This window comes from Klebsiella sp. HMSC16C06 (assembly GCF_001808325.1).
GTDB classification, from domain to species: Bacteria; Pseudomonadota; Gammaproteobacteria; order Enterobacterales; family Enterobacteriaceae; genus Klebsiella; species Klebsiella variicola.
In genome coordinates this window covers 44,678-69,024 of the sequence record NZ_KV792972.1, presented here as the reverse complement: position 1 = coordinate 69,024, position 24,347 = coordinate 44,678, and the positions used below count along the sequence as shown (strand labels likewise).

The window sequence follows — 24,347 nt, the reverse complement described above, 5'->3', positions numbered from 1 at the left end:
GTAAGTACAAGATTATCGTTTAGAGAAATGGCTACCAAAACTGACTTATCAAAAATCCCTTCGATCTCTGGACTCAACGGCTACTCGCTGCGTTGCCCGGAAGTGAAGCTTAACGGACATGACTCGTACTGCAGCTACACCGTCTGTCAGCACACGATCCTTGCCTTCAAAGAGAAGCGACTGCCGGCGTCATCGTTCACCTCCTGTGCGAACGCCATTTCGGCCGGAAAATGCCAGGCGCTGAAAATGATGGTGGAGGAAATCCGGCAAGGTGAGTCGCTGTATTTCGTCGATATGCCGGCGCTCATTGAAGAGGTGGAGGAACGAAACCGAACAGCGAGAACCCTGCAGCCGAAGAGAGGCAGTGCATCTATCTACAGTGGAATTAAAGGGAAGCGCCAATCTTCGACCGTGGCTGAAACTGGCAGACTGCCGGATGCCAGCGAGATTTATTCAGAACTTATCAAAGAAACCTTAAAGGAGAAGACCGACTAATGGAGAAGCTGATCGCGCTTAAACATAAGCTGGACGCCATTAAAACAATGGGAACGAACGCCAAGAAAGAGGCGCTGGCCAGTATGGATGACTTCGAACAAAGAATGGTGTCACTCATGCTGAACCCGTTTGTTCGTTTCGGGGTGAAGAAATACAACGTGGTCGATCCACTTAGCAAGTCCGTACACAGTGATGAGAAGGCGATAGAGCTGCTGGAGAAACTGGCTGCCCGGGAGCTTACGGGGAACGCAGCCATTACTGCGGTCGAGTCTTTGGTTGCTTCGATGTGTGCAGACGGTCAGGACGTATTTCGCCGGTTCCTGCTGAAAGACCCGAAAGCCGGCGTCGGCATAAGTCTCTGCAATAAGGTGTTCGCCAGCCCGATCCCGAAGTTTGAGGTGCAGCTGGCCACCGCCTATAAAGAAAAAGGCGACAAGTACCCCTTCAAGGCAAATCCAAAAGCCAGATGGCCAATGATAGGCAGCCTAAAACTGGATGGTCTTCGGGTTATTTGTGAAGTGATCGTGGACGAGGAAGAGGTTAACTTTCTGTCGCGTACCGGAAACCCGATTACATCTCTCGATCACCTGAAACCTGCCATGCTGGAGCTGGGCAAGCTCTCAGGCTACAAACACATCTTTTTCGATGGTGAAGGTACTGCAGGTTCTTTTAACAATTCAGTCTCAGCGCTACGCAAGAAGAACGTGAAGGCGGTTGGCGCAACCTATCATATCTTCGATTTCTTCCTACCAGAGTGGCGCGTACAGGCTAAAACAGTCGAATACCAGAAGAACGGTATGAAGCTGAAACAGCGTCTTTCACTGTTGGTGGCCTGGTTCAGAAATACACGCGGCCAGGATTACGCGGCTGATATTCATATGCACCCCTTCTACATCATCTACAGCCATGAAGACTTTGTAGAGCGGTTTATGAAGCGTCTGGACGATAACGAAGAAGGAGAGATGGGCAAAGACCCGGATTCTGTATACGAGTTCAAGCGCACCCGCAGCTGGTGGAAACTAAAAGATGAAAACGAAGCTGATGGGGAGATTATCGGCTTTCTACCTGGAGATCCGGATGCCGGCTTTGCTCATACCCTCGGCAAAATCGTTATTCGCCTCGAAGATGGAGTCGAGGTCCGCGCTTCTGGAATCAAGCATCGCTACCTCGATGAGATCTGGCATAACCAGGACAAGTACATGGGCCGTATTGTGAAGGTGAATTTTCACGAGTACACACCAGATGGCAGTCTGCGTCATCCGCGGCTTAAGTGGCCCAAATGCCTTCGCGATACCGAAGAACGTGTCGGAGATAAAGAATGATGCTCGGTTGGATGATTGTTTTTTTGGGTGTCGGTTTCGTCATCGGAACTTTGGTGACGCTCAGCAACATTAACGATTACGTGAAGCGCGGCCTGATGGAAAGACGTGGCCGCGTATACCGCATCATCGACATTACTAACACGCTAAAGGAGACTGGCGATGATCGTCCTGAGTAAGCGAGAGAAGGAAACCCTGCGTGAAATCAGCCAATGGTCATGTTTCTACGCTAACTGGAAACCCAAGACACGAGCCAAGCTCGAACAGATGAACCTGGTGGCCAATGTTGAACCGGAAGGAAAGGCAGAGAACTACCAGTTAACGAATAAAGGGCGAGAGCTGCTTGAGCAACTGATTGAAGCAGGAGAATACTCATGATTCCATACATCGTATTGTCTTTTTCTGGAGGCGTCGCCCTTGGCTTCATCATCTGTCATGACTTGATCAAGCAGGAACTGAAGACCAAAACACTACGTATCGGTAAGAGGGTATATCGCGTCGTTCACGAAACAGGGGTATCAAAATGAGCAATCTAACCTCCTTAGACTGGTGGGTAGGCTTGTACTTTGTGGCCTCTGGTGTCGCAGTAGCTTTCACGGTTGGCCAGTCTCTTGTAAAGCTACTGCTCTTAAGATTCGCCAGTCGCAAGCGTATCGATGACACGCTTTGGTGCCTTGGTTCTCTGCTTGAACAGCGGTACGGCGAGCTGAAGGAAGATGAAGTCCTTTGCATAAAGGCAAAAAGATTCACGGCCACAATCCAACGGACGCAGGATGATAAGCCAAAGCTGATCAAAAAAGGAGCAAACGAATGCATGAAATAATAGGTAAGTATTTACTTATTATTTTGATACAACTATGATTGACTTGTTTTCGTTGAGACGCGACTGTTTGAACGTTTAAAGATAACTGCAAACGACAATCAGTATCTGGCAGTAGCCTAAAAAGCCAAACACCAGCGAGGTCAGTTTCCAGCCTCGTCACCGAAATGGGACACACTAAGCGAGTGTGATTGCAAAACGCAGGTAGGGCATCTGGTTAACCAGTGCCCTTACCGATGAGGTAACAGAATGGGCGGTTGGGTATTATGTCCAACACATCCCGGCTCCCAAAGGCCCGACCGTCTATCCTGTTACGTCATTTCTGTTACTTATGTCGTTTAGTCTTGGGTTAAAAATGGCGACGTAACCCGGCTGGTTTGGTGAGCCAGCACGCAACGTTGAGACCACTGGTTTTTGCATCACAGAGGCAGAACCGGCAGACATGTAGGGCCAAGTACATTAATCCGTTCAGTGGTCTCAACGTTGTGGTCACGGATTCATTATCCTTCTGGTTATAGCCATTGTTGTCACTGCCCCGTGGCCACAACGATTAAATGATTCCATACATCCAATTAGATCTGAATGAAAACCCTCCTCAACCCTCGGAGAGTATTTAAAGATCTTGGCTTGTAAGCGTTTGGTGAAAACGTAAAGCACAAGTGGCAGAAAGCTGGTAGGACTGCTGCGAACGTCGCCGGTGAATCGGCGATACAGACCCACAAGCCCGTAAATCGACAGAGGCTGACGGTGTCAACTTTAGATGGTGTAGCTCAGTGGTAGAGCGGTTGACTGTTAATCAACTGGTCGGTGGTTCGAATCCACCCACCATCGCCACAACGGTAAGGGTATTTGGACGACAGCAAGGAAGGCGCGCTCTTTGGCTGTTCGCGACGGATCTGATTCCCTGAATGCCCTTACCGTTGTGATGAATTGCAGCTCGTTGAAGCAACCAGAAGATAAGCATCTGGCGTCACAACGAACGGAGGATAGAGGGCATGGCGCCCAAGCGGTCTTGAAAACCGTCCCATTGCGAAAGCGATGATGGTTCGATTCCATTATCCTCCGCCAACACAGCGTTGAGCGGTTTGGTTTTTTTTTCTTATCGAAAAGACTCCGCCTGTCACCATGGCCAGACCGCTCAACGCTGTGATAGACATTACGGCAGACGTTCTTTAACCATAGCTTCTAGCATCTTAGCAACACTTTTTTCAGCGCAAAATCCAAAGGGGCTTCGGCCCCTTTTATTTTAATAAGACACCTTATGACGGTTAGAAATCATTTCTCACCTTTTCCATAGTAATAATTTTGCTTATTATTGAAGGGTTGTAGTTATCCAGCTCGGATATATGTTCGATTAGCTTATTGATGTGCTTTTCAGTCGGGATGATAATATACTTGATGTCTTCGAAAGTAAATCTAACACCATAGTTGGCGAACTTCTCACTCATTAATCTTGCATCATTACGCTCTTTGACCTTTTCCAAGTTCAGACTTGGCCAAAAATCCCCAACGAAAGGTTCTGGCACGTAGCGCCATTCTTTCTCATCAGCAAACATGAAATTAGGAACATCTTTTTTATCTCTTCTTTTTAACGTCCCTTTGTAGTTTTTCATATAACGCAAAAGATTATAAAGATCTGCATATTCTGATTTTAAATTTTCAAAATCGTCCCGTTCCTTGCCAATCAGGCTGAACCTCTGAGACCATAGAGGAATTAATTTATCTTTAAGTAAGCGAATTCTTGCATTATATTTTGAAAAAAGTGTACTTGCCTGACTCATGTAAAGAACAGGGTGTAGAGCATTTTTTTCTGCCCATGATTTTGTTAACCCAAAACCAAATTCACCATATTTAATGCTATGGTAGAGTATTTGAGATAATTTTATGTCACAAAATGATACCATTGGGACTGAAAAATATCTTCTACCCTCAACTCCTGTTATTCTTTCTGTGGAAAGTGACGGCCTAAAATATTGTTGAGAAAGAATACTATAGAAGGCATCTTCTTTATCGGTAAAATGAAATATAGTAGTAGGATGGAGACTTTGAACTAGCTCATCCTTTTTCTTTTTCGTAACCACTTTTCCCTCTGCATTTGTTCTCGGTTTTAGAAATAGTACCACAGTACTTGATCATTATCTTTTACATAAAAAAAATAGGTAACTACTTACTTACATTTGCATTGTCTTTTAGGTATAGTTCTTCCGGTTACTCACTTGAAAGGACTCAATATGGGAAACAAACGTAAACAGGCGCGACGCGCAGCTCGCCAGGCACTTAAGTCAAAATCGCGTATCCTCGGCTACGAGATCGACACTATTATCGTAGACGAGCTGGCCTCCGCCGCCCCTGCTCTACCCCCAAAACCGAAGCGTGACACTTCCCCCATAGAGGCACGCAATGAGGCCCAGGCCCACTATCTTATCTCCCTTGATAGCAAAGCACTGACGTTCGCCACTGGCGAAGCCGGCTGCGGCAAAACCTTCCTGGCGACGGCCGTCGCCGCACAGCGATTACTCGATAAGGAAGTAGAGCGTATTATCGTTACGCGCCCCGTACTGCAGGCAGAGGAGGATTTGGGCTTCCTGCCTGGCGATATGGCCGAGAAGTTCGCTCCATTCTTTCGTCCCGTCTACGATGTACTCCAGAAGCGCCTTGGTGCTTCATTTCTCGAATACTGCCTAAAGCCAGAGGTGGCCAAAGTCGAGATCGCCCCCTTCGCATACATGCGCGGTCGCGCGTTCGAAAATGCTGTGGTCATCCTCGATGAGGCCCAGAACGTGACAGCGTCACAAATGAAGATGTTCCTGACCCGGATGGGTGAGAACGTAACGGTCATCGTTAACGGTGATGTAACCCAATGCGACCTGCCGGGAAATGTTAAATCTGGTCTTGAGGACGCCCTGCAGCGGTTCCAGCCATCTCGTCAGGTAGGGCTCATTGAGTTCACGGTCGAAGATTGCGTGCGCTCAGAGCTGTGTAAAGTGGCGCTTCAAGCCTACCTGTAAGGAAACAAAATGACTGACATGGAAATCGAAAAAGAAATCGTGGCCAAGGGAAAAACGGCCGCGCGAGTAACCCCAGAACGTATCCAAAGCGTTATCCACGCCGAACATTATTTTACGGCCTTTGATGGCAGATCTGGCGCCCTGGCAAGTGGGACCTATGCCGGCAAAGAGGTGCCAGTTGCTGGCGACGCTGATCTTGAGTCGCTTAAATTACTGACGTTTTGTGTACTGGTGTTGGAGAACGGATTCATCGTTACCGGTGAATCAGCTTGTGCAAGCCCGGAAAACTTTGATCCGGAGATCGGTCGTAAGATTGCGCGCCAGAACGCAGTCGCTAAAATCTGGCCACTTGAAGGATATCTCTTAAAACAAAGATTTAACGAGGCAAAACAATGAAGTGTGTGATTTATGGCCGAGATAATTGCTCCTTCTGTAAGCGGGCAGTTGAGCTGGCGAAGCAGCTGCAGGGGCATGGATATGGCGAATATCAGTACATCGATATTGTCGCTGCCGGGATCGATAAACAAAAGCTGAGTGACATGGTTGGGAAGCCGGTAGAAACCATTCCCCAGGTGTTTTTGGACGATGTTCCAATCGGCGGTTACACAGAATTTGCTGCTTTCGCAAGCACTCTGTAATACAATACGGCTCCGTTTGGGGCCTTTTTGATTTGTCGCTTTTGATAACAGAGCGTACACTTAGGTACGAGCCATTTAGCTGTAAAGAGGTTTTATGCATTTAGAAAATTGCCTGGAAGATATGAATGTCATTAGCAATGCTCTTGCTACCGTGACTTCTAACGCTTCACGCTTTTCGAATGCAAATAACACTCCGAAAGCATTCCCGAAGCGTGTACACACAAAATTTAAGATGCGTCCCCGTTTCGGCGGCATCACAAGGTCGACGAGGCCCGGTTTTGCAGATTCCCATGAGTTCAGACTGCCGCAAACGGAAGGCATTCCGGTTGCTGAGAGTGACACCGCAGCTCAACTTGCGGATATTGAACAAAGGCTCGCAGAGCTGACGGCGAAACACGTTCAGTTGACCCATAGCATTTCAGGTTACAGTGCGGAACAAATCCGCGAATCTTTCGGTGAAAGCCGTTACGAGGACTTGAAGAACGTTGACCTGTCCATACGTGGTTTAGAGGGCTTTGTTAACAAGTTCATCCGTGACGCCGAACTGCCACATCCGTACCTGAAACGCTTGAGTGATGCTATCACTGAGTACCGTCTGGCGGTTTCTGACCTCCTGATGATTTTAAATCAGTGCTTTAACGAAGTTGAGGTTATCGAATCGCAGACAGGTCTCATTGATGAGGACGTCTTCGCAAACTTCTCCTTCCATTAAGGCTGATCGATGAAAGTCACATGGAACAGTGATAGTTACGCCCAATTTTTGGAGCCGGTCTTCAGAGTAATGCCTGATCTGGAGACCTCCTTACTTACTGATTTTGTGAGTTTTAAGAACGGCTTTTATCCGGACGTTTTTGGCAAAGATGGCCCCTATACCGCACCAGGTTCTGTAGTATCCTCTCGTGTTTACCACGTCCATCTCTTATTCACCAAGCAAGAACGAAAAAGCCACCGAAACAGGTTCAACTGTACAAGCGATCGCGCCCTCGTTTACACCCAGCACGCCAAGTTACAGGACGTATATAGCCTGTTGGCCATCTTCCCAAATAATGCTCACAACACGGCAAATGACAATGGAATAATGAATGACATTGCCAAATACGCGGCAGCCTTCCAGAAATTAACAAACCCGTAGTTACCTGCAGCTCCATGCCTTTCTCATTCGTAGCGTGGTTCTATTGCGATAATTTTCATATTTTTTAGGCACTTAATCTAGTCTTTGCACGTATGCATAAATATACGAGAAATAACGGTACAGAAAGCGGCAGGCAAAATAACCACAAAATAATGAACATGCCATACACACCGCTATTCACGCCAATGTGACGATCCCAAAAGGGTTTGGTCATTATCTTAAGGGCTAGTTTCTCCGAAGTATAATATGAGAATGGGTACAGAATGGCGCTTAAAACAAGATATGTAACCACAAATGGCATATAAGGAGCATAGGCAGGAAAAATGAGTCCGTCATTCATATCGCGCACTATAAAATAGATCAGATAGCCATAACCACACCATCCCCATAAGCAGTGCCGTAAATAATATTTTAAGGTCATCATCTATGATTCCTTCATAGCTATACCATTAAAGCTATCATAACATGAATTGACGAATCCCCCTTCGAGACCAAGCGGCATCGAGACAGCCATAGACGCAAACATGACTAAACTGGCACCGGACAACGATGGGACATAACGCAAAGACAAGGGTGATGTCGCAAACAAACAAGCGGGAAATGGCACGGCCCTGATGACTAATTTTCAAAAAAAGGCCTTTCTATGATTCCATACTTGGTAGGTATGGAATCATTAGACAAAAGAGGGTATTTTAGGTTGATCTCAATAAAAACAATGCCTAATATACTGTATATAAACACAGTATAAAAAGCGTCATACAGTGGCCAGATTATGAAAAACACGTTTGACAGAGCACGCGCAGCGGAAAACACGTCACAGGAAGCGATCACCTATCTGGATCGAGCATCGCAGATGGATGCCAGGTCGGTCTCGATGCAGGGCGCCGATCTGACTTTCGCCGACGCATTCATGTTATTCACTCGCTTATCATTATTGATAACTCGCCGCCGGCCCGAGATAGCTGTCCATTGTGTTTTGATACATGTTCTCCCGCATATCGCTCAGGAAAAAGTAAGTAACCTGAATAGAATAATGGTGAATCAGCTGGTCAACCCGCTGATCCTTGAAGGGAAGATCGTGATGGGGCGCCGTGTTTTTTCCATCATGAAGCAGTTCCTGGGATGGTGTGCCTTCCAGGGGATTATCGAAACATCGCCCCTGAATGATATATCGCTGAACAAAGTTGCCGGCGGCGCGAAGACGGCCCCGCGGGAACGATGCCTGACGGACGCAGAGGTTTGGGTATTCTGGAATGTCTGGGACTATTTCGACGTATGTCCAGGCACGAAATGGGCGGCAAGACTTTGCCTCGTAGCTGCCAGACGTCCAGATGAAGTGCTGCGGGCCAGAGTAAGCGAGTTCGACCTTAAGCTAAATGTATGGAATCAAGGATCTCGCAACAAATCGGCCCGGTCGCACACCCTTCCGATGAGCTCACTGATGCGGAAGTGCGTAGAAGAATTGATTGCTTATGGCGCCGGCAGCCAGTGGCTCGTCCCGTCGAACAAAAAGAAAGCTGATACGCCAATGTCAAAGGTTGCAATAGCCCAGGCGTTGAGGCGGATTCTAGAGCGACCAGAGCTTGGGGAAGTGGAGTCGTTTACCCCACGTGATCTGCGTAGAACGGCACGCAGCTACTTTCCAGCCCTTAATATTTCACAGGAAGTATCACGTAAGATCATGAATCATAGTCTGGAAGGTATCGACCGTGTATACGACCGATATGACTACATGGATCAGATGCGAGAAGCCCTTGAGAGCTTCTCATCGTACATCTCGTCGATTGTTGAGCAACCAGATTTAGAAGAAATTGACCACAAAATGAAGGGAGATCGCCTATCCACCGAGCTGATCAGAGTAAACTTCTCATAGCTTTTTAATTGCTTCCACAACCTGCTCAACACCATCAGTTTGAGCCGGAAAGCGGTTGCGGAAAGCTGCGAGAACCTCACGTTCTTCCGGAGTCAGCGGCGCGATGCCCTGGTCTCGTAAAAAATCTGCCAGCTCAGGCTGACGGTCTTCAAGAACCATCATCATGAGACGTACTGGGTCTGCATTCAGTGCTTCTGCCAGTGGTAGCACTTTCTCTACCGGCAGCGGAATTCTTCCCTTTTTTATCAGGGACAAAATGTTGGGATTCTTGTAACCAATCTCACGGGAGATCGCCGACTGACTTTTCGGCGAAACAGTGATTAAAGAATCGATGTAGGCGACGTAACGAGCGGTCTTCTCATCGGCCATTGTCATTGTAGTTACTATCCTCGTGTGATCTTATTGTATGGTAAGTACTTACCGATATTACAGCAACGGTTGTTATTGTAAAGTCTTACATCCGGCTATTTGTAGGCAATTATCGCACATAAATCACGCGAAATAAGGGATAAATTAGTAAAATCCGGTACTTCTGTTGATTTTTTTGATTGTTTTTGTTTAAGACATTACGATACATTTTTATTAACTTTTATATCAATAGGTAGTACCATCACCTCCAAATGAAACCTGTTGATTAGGATGCTATTAATGGAAAAATTGTCATCTAATTTACTTGCTCTGAATGTAGGCAATGTTTTCGCGCTGACACACCTGGAGGCTGCAGAAGTACTATCTGAGTTACCAAATCACCAGGTAAACGTTAGAGCGCGCGACGCTACTGTTTTCCGGTTCTCCCTGGAAAATGGCTCTTTCACGCTGATCAATACTGGCGACCTCTCTTTCGCGGTTCGAATCAACTAAAATTTATAACCCGCCTATAACTCATTGATCCCCTGCGCGAATTGCTTCCTCCCCTGTTCGCGCAGTGTTATTTTCTTATATCTGAAAACAATTTGTTTACTCGATAAGGAAAGCACATGGCAACCAAACCCAGCAAAACTGTACTCAAAGAGGTACAGGACTTCCGCGATTCCGTAAAACGCGTCGTTGGTCTTCTTTCGGGCAAGAATATTCCTGTAGCTGAATGCGGAGACACAGCATACGTTCGCTACAATAAAAAGGGTGAGCCAGTCATGGTTAACATCCCATCCATACCAGATGACGCAAGCCCTGCGCTTATGAATGCCATACGTGGATTCCTTGATCACGAGGTTGGCCATCTCCTTTTCACAGACGAAAAAGTCGTCAAGAAAATGCGCAACACAAAGGCATTCGGACTCTGGAACGCCCTGGAAGACGTCTACATAGAACGTCGCATGAGTGAAGTGTTCACCGGCAGCCGGCGGAACCTATTGTCCACACGTAACCTAATGATTGACAAATATTTTAATCCCCATGTTAAAAAGGCGGTGGCGATGTGCCGCGGGGATCAACGCGAGTTGTTTCTAAAGTTCTTCCTCTGTCCGGTTCTACGGGCGTGGGATGGCCAACCAACTTTTGCTGATTTCATGGAGGAGCACTGGCACCTCATCGATAAACCTATTGCCGTTCTGAAAGAGTTTGGCGTCGATGAAGCTGTCCGTCGTATGGATAGCACTGAGGATTGCGTCAAGGTTGCAGCAGCAATGGCTAAGATCCTTCGTGAAATGACTGAGATGCCAGAAGGCCCGTTACCTGAACGTGAGTCCTCTTTAACCAAAAAGACCGAACCAGAAGAAGACAGTTCAGATGAGCCGGCTGCTGGAGACGATACTGAGGTTTGTGACGAAGAGGGGCTCGATAGCACTCCTGATGAGTTTAGCTCTGACGATGAAGATGATGAAAAATCAGACAAATCGATAAGTAAGTACATACCTAACAATGATAAAGTGATAAATGATACAGAAAGTAAACCTGAAGATGGCGATTTAGGCCATGAAAATGTTGACGACTTGCCTGACAGCGAAGAAACGACAGCTGATGATCCTGTTACATCTCTGGGCTCAGATGCAGGGGAAGAAGTGGATGATGAAGGGGATTACAGTCCGTCCACGAATGATAGCGCTAAGGACAGGCCCGGCAGCTCCTCTGATGATAGCGAAGCTGTCGAGGACGGTGAAGGTGAAGGCAAGGCTGACAAAGACGGTGGCGAGGAGAAGGATGAAGGGGATCGTGACACCTCGGATGAAAGCGATGCCGGCTTTGCCCCACACGCTGACGATATGTCTCTTGATGATGCTCTCAAGGCATTAGAAAACGTCGATGAAGAGATAGGTTCTTCAACCGAAGATGCGCTGGCGTCGGCGATCAAGTCGGAGCTAGCCAGCGCGTCACTATCTGATTACCGGCCATACAATCGCTCCTACGACTTCCTGGGGCCAATTGACGAGGCAGAAGAGCATATTAAGCGCGCCAGAAAAGCTTTTGGCGCAATCCCTATGTATTCGCCCGTAGATCGCTACCGCATTGTTCCAGAGGGCAGAAAACTGTTTGAGATGAAGGTGGAGAGACATCTGTCTTCCTCGGTGTCATCTACCTTGGCCAAAGACCTGGAGCGCGCGATCGCCAGTCGTAACCGTGTTCAGTTCATCCCTGGCCAGCGTCGTGGACGCGTACATGGGGCGAGTCTTTACCGACTGTCGATGAATGACGATCGGGTATTCCGGAGAAAAGAAGACCACAAGGCCGTGAACGCGTGCGTTCAACAGGTCATCGATTTGTCAGGTTCAATGGGCGGCCGAAAAATCGAGCTCGCGCTGGCATCCGCATACACACTGGCTGACGCCCTAGATCGTATCCACGTTCCGAACGTCATTACCGGCTTCACTACTTATGGCAATCCGGATGTAGCAACTATGTCGAAACGTGGGTTTAGCCGCTTTGAAGCGCTTATGCTGCCGATTATTAAAAACTGGCATGAGAAAGCGAACTCACCAGAGATACGTGCTCGTATGGGCTGTGTGGCGGAGACTTTCCCCCTGCTAAACAACGTGGATGGCGAGAGCATCGCACAGCTGGCTTCTCTGTTTGCAGGGCGTATGGAAGACAAGAAGATCATGATTGTGCAGAGCGACGGCGCCCCATGCGCTGCGGGGGATGGCTTTAGTAACCATCTGCGCTCTGTAACGAATGACATCGAAAACACAAGTGACATCAACCTGTTGGCCATTGGCATTCTTACGGACGCGCCGCGCCGGTATTACAAAAACTATGCACTGGTGAATAAGGTCGAAGAGTTGGGTACCTCAGTTGTCAGTGAGTTATCTCGTATCATTTTAGAGTAAATCTTGTGCCCTATAAAATAAGTAACTAGTTACTATAAAGCCTGATACATTCGTATAGAATAGAGCCCAGAAAAGACAACAAGTAAGGAAAAACACATGACCGCGACTGCGCTACCACAAGACGCCCACTCTGATGCCGTCACCTGCAAATGGTGCGGAAAATCCTTCCATCACCTCAAATCCCACATTTCGATGGGACGTTGTGAAGGCATTCCGGAAGAAGCCAAAGGGCTTGGTGTGGATGACGTAGTGAAAATGTACACCACAGCATTCCCCGGGGAACCAACGCTGTCTCCAAAGGCCATTGAAGCGTTAAAGAATAAACGCTCTGAGAAGGCTGGAGCAGACGGCAAAATCGCGGATATCAGTTCCCACCCCGGCTATGCAGGGACAGTCGAATACAAAACTGAGCTTGTCGCCGCTCACGAGCTGCTTGGCCTGACCATCAAGGAACTTGGCACGCCTCGAGGCAAACCCCTTCAGGTGACGGTCAACATCAACACGCCATATCCGGAGTTCGTGCCAGAAGTGAAAGCCGGCTATGTATACGGCGACTTCGATCTGATTAAAGACATCTTCATGATGCTGGAGATCGGCATTCCTGGTTATCTATGGGGTCATGCTGGTACGGGGAAAACCTCCCTGCCAACCCAGCTTTGCGCGCTCCTGAATCGCCCGGTTATCCGCTCACAGCATACGGCATCAACTGAGGAAGCCCATATTACGGGCCAGATTCTGGCGCGAGAAGGCACAACCTACTTTGAACCTGGGCTTCTGTCGCTGGCGATGAAGAACGGTTGGGTCTATCTGGCAGACGAATACGATTTTGCGTTCCCGCAGATTCTGGGGATCTACCAGCCAGTTCTTGAAGGCGAACCACTCGTAATCAAAGAAGCGACACCAGACTGGCGTCGCGTGGCGCCGCATAAGCGCTTCGCCTTCATCGGTACAGGCAACACTAATGGTTCAGGTGATGAAACGGGGCTTTATCAAGGAACGAACATCCAGAACGCGGCTAACTTCTCTCGCTTTGGCATCGTATCTCACGTCAAGTACATGAAGCCTGGTGCTGAGGTGAACATGCTGGTTGAAGCGGGAATCATCCGTGAATACGCCGAAAAAATGGTTAAGTTCGCCAATCTGGTACGAGACGGGTATGAGCAACACATGATCAGCCAACCAATCGGCCCGCGTGAGCTGCTTCTGTCCGCAAAAATCGGAATGATGCGAGGTGATTTCGCAGCCGGCATCGAGAAGTCATTCATCAATAAACTCCCCTCCACCTCTGCGCAAGCGGCGCGTGAAGTGGTTCAGAAAATCTTCGGTTAATCGTGCGTAAAGGTTGTTTTGGATCTCTTATCGCAGCTTCTGAAACTGGCGCGGCCTGTTTGTCATGCGCTCACAGGCCTGACTGCCACCAGGCAGCCAAAGGAGTTGCGATTTCGATATACGGGAAGTTCGTCGGCTTCCCCAACGACAAAATTAAGAAAAAACAGAAGGTAAAAACACATGAAAGCACTGATGGTCAGGACTGATTTTTCCCTGGGAGAATCAGCACTGAAAGCAGAGCACGCAGTAAAGGTAGCAAAGGAGGCTGGCTATACCGCGGTTATCTCTGCTGACACGATGAATATCGCCAGCGTTATCCCCCTGCAGCGAGCAGCTGGCGATGAGATGGCGGTGATCTGTGGTGTTAAGCTGAATGTTGTCGACGATCCAACATACGAGTACCGGGCTAAACTGGCCAAAGAGTCTAATGGATGTATGGAATCATTGGAGCGTGGACGTAACTACTGCTTCACCGCACTGATTAAAAACGAGCAAGGTTATCGCGACATTTGCGAACTAATGACTTTAGCCAATACACGCGAGCAGTTTTACTTCGTACCACGCCTGGCGCTCGAACAGCTGGCGGCTACTTACGCTAAAGGCAATATACTGTTGCTGACTTCGGATATCGGCAGCGTATTCCAGCGCCCGGACTTCGCTAAAATTATTAGCGCGCTGATTACTGCCGGCGGACGCGAGAATTTCTACAGCGTAGTTTATCCGCACCCTACGCCATTCTATGACCAGATCAACGTGCGAGCCATGAAAGTGGCAAGCGCACTGAAAATCGAGCCCGTTGCGTTTTACCCAGCTTATTACGAAGGGGTTGATGACGCTGACATCAAAGACATCGCCCACATGGTGATGAACAATATCAAAGTCGATCAGCCACACCGGCTGCGTATCCCCCACCAGCGCGACAATGCAATAAATGGTCGCCGTCATCTGCTGCAGGCTCTGAAAGAGTTTTCTGTCCGAATGGGCGTATCTGTATCTGCCGCCATGGCTTCTACAACGCAAGACTCCATCGTTAAGGCGTGCGAATGGCGCTGGCACGAGATGGCGCCGGCGCTGCCAAAAATGGCAGACGATGAGCCTGCAACGTTGATGAAACTGGCTGTCGCAGGGCTTCGAAAACGTCTCAGCAACAAAGAATTTGGCTACACGCCACCAGCTTCCGAGCACCGCGTTTACGTCGATCGCCTCAAGTATGAAATGGAAACGCTCACTCGCCTGGGATTCTGCGGTTATTTCCTGATGGTTCGCGATCTGATGAATCATAGTCGCGAGACTGGTATTCCTGTCGGGCCAGGTCGTGGTTCATCCGCCGGCTCTCTGGTGGCATGGTGCATCGGCATTACTAACGTTGACCCAATCCGTCATGGTCTTCTGTTCGAACGTTTCATTAACCCTGAGCGTCTCGACTTGCCGGATGCGGATTTGGACTTTAGCCAGGCGCGGCGTCATGAGGTGATCGAGTATCTGAATGCCCGATATGGCGAAGAGTATGTTGCAGGCATTCCGAACTTCACTTATCTGGGCGCCGCTTCCGCACTGCGCGACACAGCGCGTATTTATGGAGTTGATGCGGCGGATATGGCTGTTTCCAAGGAGCTAAAGACCCTGGAGGATGACAGTCTGTCTCTGTCGGAGCTGCGCGAGCAGCTGGCCAGTCTGGACAAGTACGCCACCAAACATCCGGACGCATTTAAGGCGGCGAGCAAGTTGCAAAACCTGATGCGTGGCTTCGGCCGCCATGCTGCAGGGATGATTGTCGCTGGCGTACCTCTGACGGAACGTACCCCTGTAGAGCGACGTGGAGACGCGCGTTGCATCGCATTCGATAAACGATACTGCGAGGCAATGGGGCTGATCAAACTGGACGTTCTGGGCCTGGCCACTCTCGATCTGCTGGATAGCGCAAAACGTTACATCAAAGAGAGCACCGGTAAGGACATCAACCTCGATGCCATCCCACTGGATGATCGCAAAGTACTTGATGGATTCGCCGCGGGGTATACGCAAGGTGTGTTCCAGCTTGAGTCCGGCCCCATGAGGAAGCTACTCAAAGATCTGGGTGGTGGTATCGAGCCAATGAGCTTCAAAACCGTTGTGGCCACAACTGCGCTTTTCAGACCAGGTCCAATTCAGTCAGGCATGTTGGACGACTATGTTGCTGTGGCCAAGGGCTTCATGCCACCGCAATCACTTCACCCGGTACTTGACGAGCTGACTGCTGAAACAAACGGCGTCATTCTCTATCAGGAGCAGACGATGAACGCTACGCGACTGCTGGCAGGCTTTACCATGGCCGAAGCTGATGGTGTGCGTAAGGCGATCGGCAAGAAGGATATGGAGAAGATGAAGAGCATGGGCGAGAAATTCATCGTTCAGGCTCAGGCTGGGTGGATCGACGTCGTTATGGAGGATGGCACGGCGCAGCGCATACACCGCGCGGAACATTTTAAATGTGAAGACGGCAAGTTGCGGACAGTAGAAGAGGCGCTGGATGCCGGCGTTAAGCTGCCGATGGCAGTTGTTAGCGTGACAGGGTCACATCCTGGGTTATCTGAAACAAAAGCCAGTGAAATCTGGCAAGCCTTCGAGAAGAACGGTGCGTATCAGTTCAACAAATCTCACTCAGTAGCGTATTCGTTGATCAGCTATCAATCCATGTGGCTGAAAACGCATTTCCCTGCAGAGTTCTTCGCCGCAGCGCTCACCATTCTTGGCGAGGACAAGCACCAGGGACTGGTAAAGGATGCCTTAACCTATGGCATCCGCGTACTGCCACCCGACATTAATATGTCCTCGAATCGCATCGAGATCCGCACGCTCGAAGATGGCAGCCAGGTACTTTACGCCCCGTTCTCTGCGGTTAAAGGATGTTCTGAAAATGGGTGCCAGGCCATTATGCGAGCGCGTGAGAAAGTTGGTGGCAAGTTCGAGTCGCTGGCGCAATTTGAGGAAGCGGTCGAGAAGAGAGCCTGTAACAGCCGAGTACGTGAGTCTCTGCAAAAGGTTGGAGCATTCGCCTCTATTGAACCTGGCAGTATGCCGGCGACCGATCCGGTACGTCTGCGCGACCAGGCAGAGCTGATGGGCAATCTGGTGATCGATGCGGTGAAAGCTTCACGCCCATTTGAAATGAACCCAAAACGCTCTGCAGAGGTCAATGTGCTGATGACTCGCATGGCCGCAGAAATGGGCCTGGGCGATGAGTTGATACGACCAAGCATCGGCATTAAGCCAAAAATTATGGTCATACTCGACAACGCCAATGGCAATGATGCACGTACCGGCTACTTCATGGAGAACGGCTACGATGACTTCAAAGCCAAGTTGCTGGTTTCTGGTGACCTGCGTATGGGGGATTTGTATGTCACTGGCGTGTGTAAAAAGGTAAAGGATAAGGAAAAAGACTACACCAAAGATGAGATCGGCCAGTTTATCGACTTTATGCGGGAAGAGATAAATCTGGTTCGTCCAACCTACGTGCTGACGTGCGGCAGCCGGGCGACATCGCTGTTCAATAACAAGAGCAAGCCATCCGATCTTGTTGGGCGCAAAGAATATCTGCCAGACCTGGACGTGACCGTGTTCTATGGATTTAACCCGAATATTTTGTACTTCCGTCCAGAGGAAGGAGAAAAGCTGGAAGCCATTCTGGCAGAGGTAGCGGAGACTATTAACAAATGACTAAAGGAAAACACATGAGCGCAGCGAATAAAATTGCACAAGAGCTCACAGCAATACCACAGGAGTTTCAGGATAAGGCGATTGAAGCCACTCTGCGATCCCAGTTCTGGGAAATCATTGACTGCCCTGTCACGCTCGATCTGGCATTGGCGTTTGCAAAGCAGGATGGCGCCGACCCTATTTGTCGATTACGGAAATGCGCGCGTGCGCTGGCATTAAAAACGCAAGATCCAAAGGCGTGCCAATATCTGCTGGAGATTTATGAATCTGACAAACCAGAAGAAGAGCTGGCTTCATTTAAAACTTTCCGCGCCCGTCTTGTCCTGAAGGTGGCCAAGGAGTTCATGGAGGTGAGCAAGATAGGCGACGTCAGAAAATACCGGCTTAAGAGGCAGACCAGAGTCACTCTATCAAACATATTCGGTAAAAAAGTAGCATAAAGAATGCCCTGCCCTATGGCGGGGCATTCTTTGGAATCAGTGTAAAATTTACCCCGTTCTAACAGAATTGAGACATAAAGCCACACATTTTTAAGGGATGCTCTTGTTTATTCTCGTGAATTTGGGAACATATTTGTAGCACCAACAATGGTACTTAACTGGACTACACACTCTCATAACGGAGCCTTTGGGTTAGGGATATGATAAAAAAAACGCTAATAACGGGGATGAGTTTCATAATGGTTGGCTGTGCTGGCATGAAGATACCGAATTATGATGAGGTCAAAACAAGCCCGCACTACACTGAATGTCGTGAGTTCGCTGCCGATGTTTACAAGAATAATGGATACAGTAAAGAAGCCAACACGGTGATTTTTAACATGGACGACCGCAAGGCCCAAGCGATTGTTTCAGGATGCGTCGTGACAATGAGCAAGAACAGCATCGAAGAAGCAAAGGCAGACTTAAACAAAAAGGCTGCAGCTTATGGGATGATCAGCGGTGCTTGTTATAACACATCATGTCGAGTCGACACTGAACAGCAGTTAAAGGCTTATACCCTTGGGAGCTATTACGCTTCATCTAAGAAATTTCCTGAGCAGATGAAACCTGAATTTTGAGGAAAAAAATAATGCCCCGCACGATTAAAGGCATAGCCATCGTCGCTACCTCACTAATACTTTCCGGATGCGCCTTCCCAGACAAGGATGGCGACTTTGGTGCATATGTACACAGCTGTCAACAATACGCCTATGGTAAAGCCTATGCTTTTGAACATAGAGATTTAGCTTATAAGATTTGCAAAGATGCGGCGAAACTCTGGGGCGACGAAGTCCCTGCCTATGTTATTCGGCAAATCAAGCTTCACCCCGAAATCCCAGAAGATGAGATTAAATACGCGGCAATGGCCGGGTCATTGGGAAATAACTAAATTCACAAAATATAACCCGCCAAACGGCGGGTTTTTTGTTTGCATACTCCATTTATAAGCCCCTCCGCACCCTCCACACCCTCACGACACATGCTCCACCAGCTGATTTCTTCATGGTACTATTGATATAAATTAGTAAGTGGATACATAACAAAATGAGCACCGAAATTTACGAAAAAATCATGACCGATCTGGAGTTCGATCGCGACAATCTGGAAGAGGTTTGGCGGCAGCAACCGAGGCTGTTGATGGAGTACGGCGCAAGACTAGCGCGCGCGGAACGAGAGGTTGCAGATGCTAAACTATCCCTCGATGCCATAGAGGCAAAAATTTACGACATTGAACGTAAGAACTTGAGTATGAACGGAATAAAGTTCAATGAATCAGTACTGGAAGCTAAGGTTCGCACAAGCCCACAATACCTTGCGAAGCGCCAAAAACTGGATGACGCACGTCTGATCGCTGACATCTATAAGCACGCTGTCACCGCCTTCTCTCACCGTAGAGACATGATCGTGCAGGCCTCGAAAATGGCCATCGTAGAGATTGAACGACTGGGCGCCGAACGCTTCACCGCCACCCGATAATTTTTGATAGATAGTAAGTAAGTACTGATCTATTATTATGTACGCTTTTAAGAGCCACGAACAAGCGAATGCCCCAAGCGCAAAGCGCCCATGGCCATAATCACAACAAGGAGAAATACATGTCTAAGTCATTACTTGATCTGCTTAACAAGACCCGCGGCGATATTGCTTCCAAACGAGGCAATAACGTCGACCTAACCCGTCTGAAAGACGGTAATAACTATCTGCGCATCTTCCCTAACAAGGACGATCAGAACGGTGTGTTCTTCCAGACTTTCGGTATGCACTACGTTAAGCATCAGAATGAGGAGGGCAAAGAAGTTACCACTGCCTATATCTGCGAACAGCACACCCACAATCGTGCGTGCCAGCTATGTGAGATGGTGATGGAAGGTCGCGCTCGCTACAAAGGCAACAAGGCAATGGAAGAGCGTATCGGTCAAATGCGCGCTACTCCCCGCTACCTGGTCAATGGCGTACTTTCAGCTCGTGAAGACTTTGGCGACGCGGAAAAATGCCAGCTGATTGAGCTCCCGTCCACTGTGTTCGACGATATCTGCAAAGTGATGTCTGAGGATATCGCAGATGATATCGGCAACCCGTTAAGCAAAGAAGAAGGCTATGCGTTCCTGATCAAACGCACCGGCTCCGGTCGCGATACCAAGTACGACGTATCCCCAAAACGTAAAGTCTACAAGGGCGATATCCCTGAAAAACTGTGGTCGACCCAGCATGACCTGATCGCTTACGCCAATCAGGCTGATGAAACTCGTCTGCTGTCTACCGTTCGCACCATGGGGCGTCTCATTGGTATTGCAGCACCTGCCGCCACCACCGCTGCTATTTCCTCACCAGCTGCTGCAAGTGCAGCAACGCTGCCTGGTTTTGGCACCATCACTGGCCATACGGAAGGTGCAGCTGCTGTAGCCACGACCTCTACCCCGGAACCAGCAAAAACATCTCTGGTAGACGAAGAGATCTTACGTGCCGCAGAGGCTGAGTTCGTTCCAGAGCCGGAAGAAGTTAAAGCACCAGCTGCTTCCGCCACTACCACTGCGGCCGCGACCAGCACTTCTAATGACGATGAAGGTCTTGACGATCTGCTGGCGGAATTAGAATCGCTTTAATCCCAGGCCATGACTGTTAAGGCGTCTACGGACGCCTTACTTTTTGGAAGGAGTTTTCCGGTGAATTATCTCTTAGTGGACGGTAACAGCCTGGGCTATTACCACCAGCAATCTGACAAATTACATAACGGCGAAATGGAAGTTCAGGCGGTGTTTGGCTTCATCAAAAATGTTCGTCGCTATGCGTCCATTCTTCACGCACGCCCCATGATCCTGTGGGACGGCTTTAGCGACAAGCGTCGCGACTATTACCCGGATTACAAAGCAAATCGCGATGAAGATCCGGAAATGAAGAGGATGAAAGAAGGCTTTGCAGTCCAGAAGCCTTACATCCTGAAAATGATGGCAGCCCTTGGCGTCAACCAGCTGATCGCCAAAGACGCCGAGGCCGATGACCTGGCGGGGATGCTGGTTGGTCGTCTTGCGCCACAACCAACGGTCGATCATATCTACCTGCTCACCGGCGACGGCGACTGGCTGCAGCTGGTTCGAGAAAAAGTCAGCTGGGTGAGCCTTCGTGAAGACGCCAAACACAAGCAGGTGAACTTTGAGCAGTTCCCAGAGCTGATCGGCCTGCCTACCCCACGTGCTTTCCTCGAAGCCAAAGCTCTGCAGGGGGATACCTCCGACAACATCAAAGGTGTAGGCGGGATTGGTGACGGTGGCGCCAAGGAGCTGCTGCACGAATGGGGAAGCGTCGCCGCTATGGTGCGCGGCATTAACGACGGCTCGATCGTCATCAATAAAGGCCGATACAAAACGGCATTCAACAAACTGGCCAAAAATGCCTTCAACGAGAAGACCGGCTGCCGGATGCTGGAGGCCTTCAAGCGCAACATGACGCTGATGAACCTCATCGATACCAAGTTCCCACCCAGCGAAATCGAAAAGATAAAAGGCGCACGTGATTTGAAAGCCTTCGAACTGCTCTGCCATGAGCTGAACTTCCGGTCATTCCTGGAAGATCTGGACGTGTTCGTTTTGCCTTTTGAGAGGTACTGCTGATGTTGAAATCACTCATCAACGGCAATACGACCACGCCTACGATGCTGGCTAAGGAGATTGTCTTCTTCCATGGAGAACATGCCGTTGTTGCGCTACCGCGCATTCTCGGCGCGGCCGGCATGAGCGTGACAGAACGAGAGTACGGGCTGATTAGCGAACAGGTCGTCAAGATCCTCTCCCGCATGGCCAAACACCTCAACCACGACGCAATAAAGTTTGATGAAGCCGCCGCTTCCAAACGCATCAAAGAGACAAAAGGAGCCTAAGAATGGCAAAAGGAAAATCAGCACTGGCAATGGCATTAAAAAAGAAAATCGGCAGCAATGACGAGATCCAAAAGGTTTCACACTGGATTGATTCCGGCTTCCCTCCGCTGAATAAAGCCATCTCCGGGCGCTATGACGGCGGTTTCCCAAGCGGACGTATCGTTGAGATCTTTGGGCCGCCAAGTGCTGGTAAAACCTTCCTGGCGACGGCCGCCATGGTCTCCGCTCAGAAACAGGAGGGTCTGGCTGTATTCCTGGACCACGAAAACAGCTTTGATGTTGGTCTGGCGGTGGCAAACGGCCTGAATGCGGATGAGGATGACGGCCAGTGGGTCTATAAGCAGCCGGACACGTTCGAAGAATCGGTTGAGCTGATCGGCACCATCCTGAAACTGGTGCGAGACGAAGGGCTGATCCCCGCAGACGCCCCTATTTGCATCGTAGCCGACTCCCTTGCGTCAATGGTGCCAAACTCCAAAGCCGAGAAGTTCGACAAAATGGCGGAAGGTACAGCGAAGGATAAAGATCAGCTAAACATGAACGACAATACGGCCCTGGCTCGTGCTACGAGCGCCAACTTTCCAACGCTGGCGCTCTGGGCGCGCAAGTACAATGCCTGCATTATTTTCCTTAACCAGGTTCGTACAAAAATCGGCGTGATGTTTGGCGATCCGACCACCTCCCCTGGTGGTGATTCTCCGAAGTTCTACGCCTCAGTACGTATTCGTCTTGGCGCTTCTGTTATGAAGGATGGCAAAGATAAGATCGGTCAGGACGTTGGCGCCGAGTGCATCAAAAACAAAGTGGCACCGCCATTCGGCAAATGCTCATGGAAATTCTACTTCGACCCGACCCGCGGTCTGGACGTTATCGAGTCACTGGTTGAGCACATGCTCGAAGAAGGATACCTGCCAAAGAATGCCAGCGGCCGCGTAGAGATTGGCGACAAGAAGTATACCAAATCGCAGATCGTCGACATGTATCGAGAAAAACCCCTTACGGAAATTATTGCTGCTCTGCAAGCTATTGAAGACAGACGTATGAAGGAATCTAAGACATTGGTTGAGGGCGATTAAGTTAATTAAAAAGGCGCTAGTATGCGCCTTTTTAATTAAAAGAAATCTTTACTATCCTTAAAACGTTCATAGACCTCTTGCTCCCTTTTATTCCAAGATTCATCTGTTATGTAATTAGGTTTCCATTCTAAACTTTCCCAACCACTAACTAAAAAAGCAATAGCAAAACGGTCATCGTTATTAATCATGGTGTTCGATCCAACGTCGACTTTAGCCACTAAACCTATTGCTTTTAAATACCCAACTGCATTAATCACCTCTTGACTTGATAGAGTCAACTTACCACAAATGATTGATAACTTTACTGAAATATAAACATCCCCTCTAGACCTTATCATCAAAAGATATAGGTATACCTTTAGAGCATTTAGTTCATTAACTCCCCGGTTAGTCATTGCTTCAAAAGAAGGGATATGACTCTTGTCGTCTACCACTCCCTTGTAGGGCATTTTGCACCAAAAACCATGACTTGTGCTAAAGTCAGCCAAATCTCTACCTTTTTCTCTTGGCTTGCAATTTATTAGTATGTATCTTTTCTTTCTCTCGCCTTTTGTACGAATAATCTTAGCCTCTTCGAGGACACGTAAACCAGAGTTGATCAATTTTCTGCTCAGAGAACACATTGCAGCAAAGTCGTCATAGGTTAAGTTCGCGCCGATCTTGCCTTCTTCATCAATATCTGACTTTAAACAAATTACGATAAAGAGCTTAAGAACAGAAATTCCCTGAGAAACTTTATTTTTCTTTAAGCTTTGTAAGAATTTTTTATCTCTCATTATGTAGTAAGGCATTGGCTTCCAAAGTGGGCTCATTTCACTTCCCCATGACCAAATAGTAAACAAACAAGAGTAAGGCAGCCGCGACAAACAGTTTCGTTAACTCATCCGCTACGTCAGCAAGACGTAACAAGCATTTTACTATATTTTCCATAGACATACTCGTACCCTCGTTCAAATATTTGGTTTGTTGAAATTAGTATGCAGCTTTACCTAAAGACTTAATAGTCTTTAGGTAAAGTTCTTTCTAGAATAGAGATGCACGTAAATTTCTTATAAAACATAAAGATAACTAAAATTCATAGTTCACGAGAATACTGTTAGGGTTCACGAAAGTATTACTCTCGCTTTCACTCCCTAAAAATTTCATGACGATATCAACAAGAAGTGCATATCAGTCCGCATAACAAATGCCTTGCTTGACGCATTGAACGCCTCGAGGAGATCACTAAGATAAGTAAGTACATACAAAAAAAAGGAGAAGTACATGAGGATGATGCTAAGCCAATCTGTGCGGAAGATGCTTAACATCTTGAGCGAACACAAGGCATTAGCACTCTTTC

At 48.4% G+C, this 24,347-nt stretch carries 26 protein-coding genes and 2 tRNA genes; 24 read left to right on the top strand and 4 right to left on the bottom strand.

Features of this window, described 5'->3' with window-relative positions:
- Positions 1 to 27 precede the first annotated feature (27 nt).
- From HMPREF3142_RS27115 to HMPREF3142_RS29220, 7 genes are all read left to right on the top strand, one after another.
- Entirely contained in the window at positions 28 to 495 is a 468-nt protein-coding gene (locus HMPREF3142_RS27115; protein WP_050484095.1) for a hypothetical protein, read from the top strand.
- Positions 495 to 1,817 carry an ATP-dependent DNA ligase gene (locus tag HMPREF3142_RS00400; protein WP_070611339.1) on the top strand — a complete coding sequence of 441 codons (1,323 nt, stop codon included), beginning with the start codon at positions 495 to 497 and terminating at the stop codon, positions 1,815 to 1,817. The genes HMPREF3142_RS27115 and HMPREF3142_RS00400 overlap by 1 nt, the downstream gene beginning before the upstream one ends.
- 11 nt (positions 1,818 to 1,828) lie before the next feature.
- Entirely contained in the window at positions 1,829 to 1,993 is a 165-nt protein-coding gene (locus tag HMPREF3142_RS00395) for a hypothetical protein (RefSeq protein WP_165395558.1), read from the top strand.
- Positions 1,977 to 2,192 (top strand): hypothetical protein, encoded by a 216-nt coding sequence (locus HMPREF3142_RS00390; RefSeq protein ID WP_023279477.1) that lies wholly within the window; start codon positions 1,977 to 1,979, stop codon positions 2,190 to 2,192. The genes HMPREF3142_RS00395 and HMPREF3142_RS00390 overlap by 17 nt, the downstream gene beginning before the upstream one ends.
- 145 nt (positions 2,193 to 2,337) lie before the next feature.
- Positions 2,338 to 2,637 (top strand): hypothetical protein, encoded by a 300-nt coding sequence (locus tag HMPREF3142_RS00385; protein ID WP_047066207.1) that lies wholly within the window; start codon positions 2,338 to 2,340, stop codon positions 2,635 to 2,637.
- Positions 2,638 to 3,393: 756 nt separating this feature from the next.
- Positions 3,394 to 3,468: transfer RNA gene (locus HMPREF3142_RS00380), tRNA-Asn, on the top strand.
- 147 nt (positions 3,469 to 3,615) lie between these two features.
- Positions 3,616 to 3,702: transfer RNA gene (locus HMPREF3142_RS29220), tRNA-Ser, on the top strand.
- A 200-nt stretch (positions 3,703 to 3,902) separates the two neighbouring features.
- On the opposite strand, the gene HMPREF3142_RS00375 is transcribed toward HMPREF3142_RS29220, so the two are convergent.
- A complete protein-coding gene (locus tag HMPREF3142_RS00375; protein WP_064164506.1) occupies positions 3,903 to 4,715 on the bottom strand; it encodes an abortive infection system antitoxin AbiGi family protein in 813 nt (270 codons plus the stop codon).
- 150 nt (positions 4,716 to 4,865) lie between these two features.
- On the opposite strand from HMPREF3142_RS00375, the gene phoH reads away from it, so the two are divergent.
- The 5 genes from phoH to HMPREF3142_RS00350 all read left to right on the top strand — a co-directional run bounded on the left by phoH (position 4,866) and on the right by HMPREF3142_RS00350 (position 7,412).
- On the top strand, positions 4,866 to 5,642 hold the full coding sequence (phoH, locus tag HMPREF3142_RS00370) for a phosphate starvation-inducible protein PhoH (protein ID WP_070611338.1): 777 nt from the start codon (positions 4,866 to 4,868) through the stop codon (positions 5,640 to 5,642).
- 9 nt (positions 5,643 to 5,651) lie between these two features.
- The gene (locus tag HMPREF3142_RS00365) at positions 5,652 to 6,038 is read left to right on the top strand and encodes a Gp49 family protein (RefSeq protein ID WP_070611336.1); all 387 of its coding nucleotides are present in this window, start codon (positions 5,652 to 5,654) and stop codon (positions 6,036 to 6,038) included.
- Positions 6,035 to 6,280: a GrxA family glutaredoxin gene (locus HMPREF3142_RS00360; RefSeq protein ID WP_032440523.1), complete on the top strand. Its 246-nt coding sequence runs from the start codon at positions 6,035 to 6,037 to the stop codon at positions 6,278 to 6,280. The genes HMPREF3142_RS00365 and HMPREF3142_RS00360 overlap by 4 nt, the downstream gene beginning before the upstream one ends.
- A gap of 94 nt (positions 6,281 to 6,374) precedes the next feature.
- A complete protein-coding gene (locus tag HMPREF3142_RS00355; protein ID WP_070611331.1) occupies positions 6,375 to 6,992 on the top strand; it encodes a hypothetical protein in 618 nt (205 codons plus the stop codon).
- Positions 6,993 to 7,001: 9 nt separating this feature from the next.
- Positions 7,002 to 7,412 carry a type II toxin-antitoxin system YafO family toxin gene (locus HMPREF3142_RS00350; protein ID WP_070611330.1) on the top strand — a complete coding sequence of 137 codons (411 nt, stop codon included), beginning with the start codon at positions 7,002 to 7,004 and terminating at the stop codon, positions 7,410 to 7,412.
- Positions 7,413 to 7,476: 64 nt separating this feature from the next.
- Here the strand turns inward: HMPREF3142_RS00350 and HMPREF3142_RS00345 are convergent, their stop codons facing one another.
- The gene (locus tag HMPREF3142_RS00345; protein WP_021313793.1) at positions 7,477 to 7,836 is read right to left on the bottom strand and encodes a colicin E1 family microcin immunity protein; all 360 of its coding nucleotides are present in this window, start codon (positions 7,834 to 7,836) and stop codon (positions 7,477 to 7,479) included.
- A gap of 348 nt (positions 7,837 to 8,184) precedes the next feature.
- Between HMPREF3142_RS00345 and HMPREF3142_RS00340 the strand changes: the two genes are divergently transcribed.
- The gene (locus tag HMPREF3142_RS00340; RefSeq protein WP_032439777.1) at positions 8,185 to 9,285 is read left to right on the top strand and encodes a tyrosine-type recombinase/integrase; all 1,101 of its coding nucleotides are present in this window, start codon (positions 8,185 to 8,187) and stop codon (positions 9,283 to 9,285) included.
- On the opposite strand, the gene HMPREF3142_RS00335 is transcribed toward HMPREF3142_RS00340, so the two are convergent.
- Positions 9,280 to 9,660 carry a transcriptional regulator gene (locus HMPREF3142_RS00335; RefSeq protein ID WP_014342091.1) on the bottom strand — a complete coding sequence of 127 codons (381 nt, stop codon included), beginning with the start codon at positions 9,658 to 9,660 and terminating at the stop codon, positions 9,280 to 9,282. The two genes, HMPREF3142_RS00340 and HMPREF3142_RS00335, sit on opposite strands and share 6 nt — an antisense overlap.
- A gap of 602 nt (positions 9,661 to 10,262) precedes the next feature.
- Between HMPREF3142_RS00335 and HMPREF3142_RS00330 the strand changes: the two genes are divergently transcribed.
- The 11 genes from HMPREF3142_RS00330 to HMPREF3142_RS00280 all read left to right on the top strand — a co-directional run bounded on the left by HMPREF3142_RS00330 (position 10,263) and on the right by HMPREF3142_RS00280 (position 23,008).
- Positions 10,263 to 12,548: a cobaltochelatase CobT-related protein gene (locus HMPREF3142_RS00330; protein ID WP_014342089.1), complete on the top strand. Its 2,286-nt coding sequence runs from the start codon at positions 10,263 to 10,265 to the stop codon at positions 12,546 to 12,548.
- A gap of 96 nt (positions 12,549 to 12,644) precedes the next feature.
- On the top strand, positions 12,645 to 13,877 hold the full coding sequence (locus HMPREF3142_RS00325) for an AAA family ATPase (RefSeq protein WP_049594364.1): 1,233 nt from the start codon (positions 12,645 to 12,647) through the stop codon (positions 13,875 to 13,877).
- A 180-nt stretch (positions 13,878 to 14,057) separates the two neighbouring features.
- Positions 14,058 to 17,576: a DNA polymerase III subunit alpha gene (gene dnaE / locus HMPREF3142_RS00320; protein ID WP_040223251.1), complete on the top strand. Its 3,519-nt coding sequence runs from the start codon at positions 14,058 to 14,060 to the stop codon at positions 17,574 to 17,576.
- 14 nt (positions 17,577 to 17,590) lie between these two features.
- Entirely contained in the window at positions 17,591 to 18,016 is a 426-nt protein-coding gene (locus HMPREF3142_RS00315) for a DUF7740 domain-containing protein (RefSeq protein WP_172579091.1), read from the top strand.
- 200 nt (positions 18,017 to 18,216) lie between these two features.
- Positions 18,217 to 18,636: a hypothetical protein gene (locus HMPREF3142_RS00310; RefSeq protein WP_019704547.1), complete on the top strand. Its 420-nt coding sequence runs from the start codon at positions 18,217 to 18,219 to the stop codon at positions 18,634 to 18,636.
- An 11-nt stretch (positions 18,637 to 18,647) separates the two neighbouring features.
- Entirely contained in the window at positions 18,648 to 18,947 is a 300-nt protein-coding gene (locus HMPREF3142_RS00305) for a lipoprotein (protein ID WP_014342082.1), read from the top strand.
- 155 nt (positions 18,948 to 19,102) lie between these two features.
- Complete coding sequence (locus HMPREF3142_RS00300; protein WP_064164595.1) at positions 19,103 to 19,534, top strand: hypothetical protein; 432 nt, start codon at positions 19,103 to 19,105, stop codon at positions 19,532 to 19,534.
- 119 nt (positions 19,535 to 19,653) lie between these two features.
- Positions 19,654 to 20,661: a regulator gene (locus tag HMPREF3142_RS00295; protein WP_070611325.1), complete on the top strand. Its 1,008-nt coding sequence runs from the start codon at positions 19,654 to 19,656 to the stop codon at positions 20,659 to 20,661.
- 60 nt (positions 20,662 to 20,721) lie between these two features.
- Positions 20,722 to 21,666, top strand: a complete 945-nt coding sequence (locus tag HMPREF3142_RS00290) for a 5'-3' exonuclease family protein (protein ID WP_070611323.1) — start codon at positions 20,722 to 20,724, stop codon at positions 21,664 to 21,666.
- Positions 21,666 to 21,932, top strand: a complete 267-nt coding sequence (locus tag HMPREF3142_RS00285) for a hypothetical protein (RefSeq protein ID WP_070611321.1) — start codon at positions 21,666 to 21,668, stop codon at positions 21,930 to 21,932. The genes HMPREF3142_RS00290 and HMPREF3142_RS00285 overlap by 1 nt, the downstream gene beginning before the upstream one ends.
- A 2-nt stretch (positions 21,933 to 21,934) precedes the next feature.
- On the top strand, positions 21,935 to 23,008 hold the full coding sequence (locus HMPREF3142_RS00280) for a recombinase RecA (protein WP_070611318.1): 1,074 nt from the start codon (positions 21,935 to 21,937) through the stop codon (positions 23,006 to 23,008).
- A 35-nt stretch (positions 23,009 to 23,043) separates the two neighbouring features.
- On the opposite strand, the gene HMPREF3142_RS00275 is transcribed toward HMPREF3142_RS00280, so the two are convergent.
- On the bottom strand, positions 23,044 to 23,820 hold the full coding sequence (locus tag HMPREF3142_RS00275) for a hypothetical protein (RefSeq protein ID WP_174441918.1): 777 nt from the start codon (positions 23,818 to 23,820) through the stop codon (positions 23,044 to 23,046).
- Positions 23,821 to 24,347 lie beyond the last annotated feature (527 nt).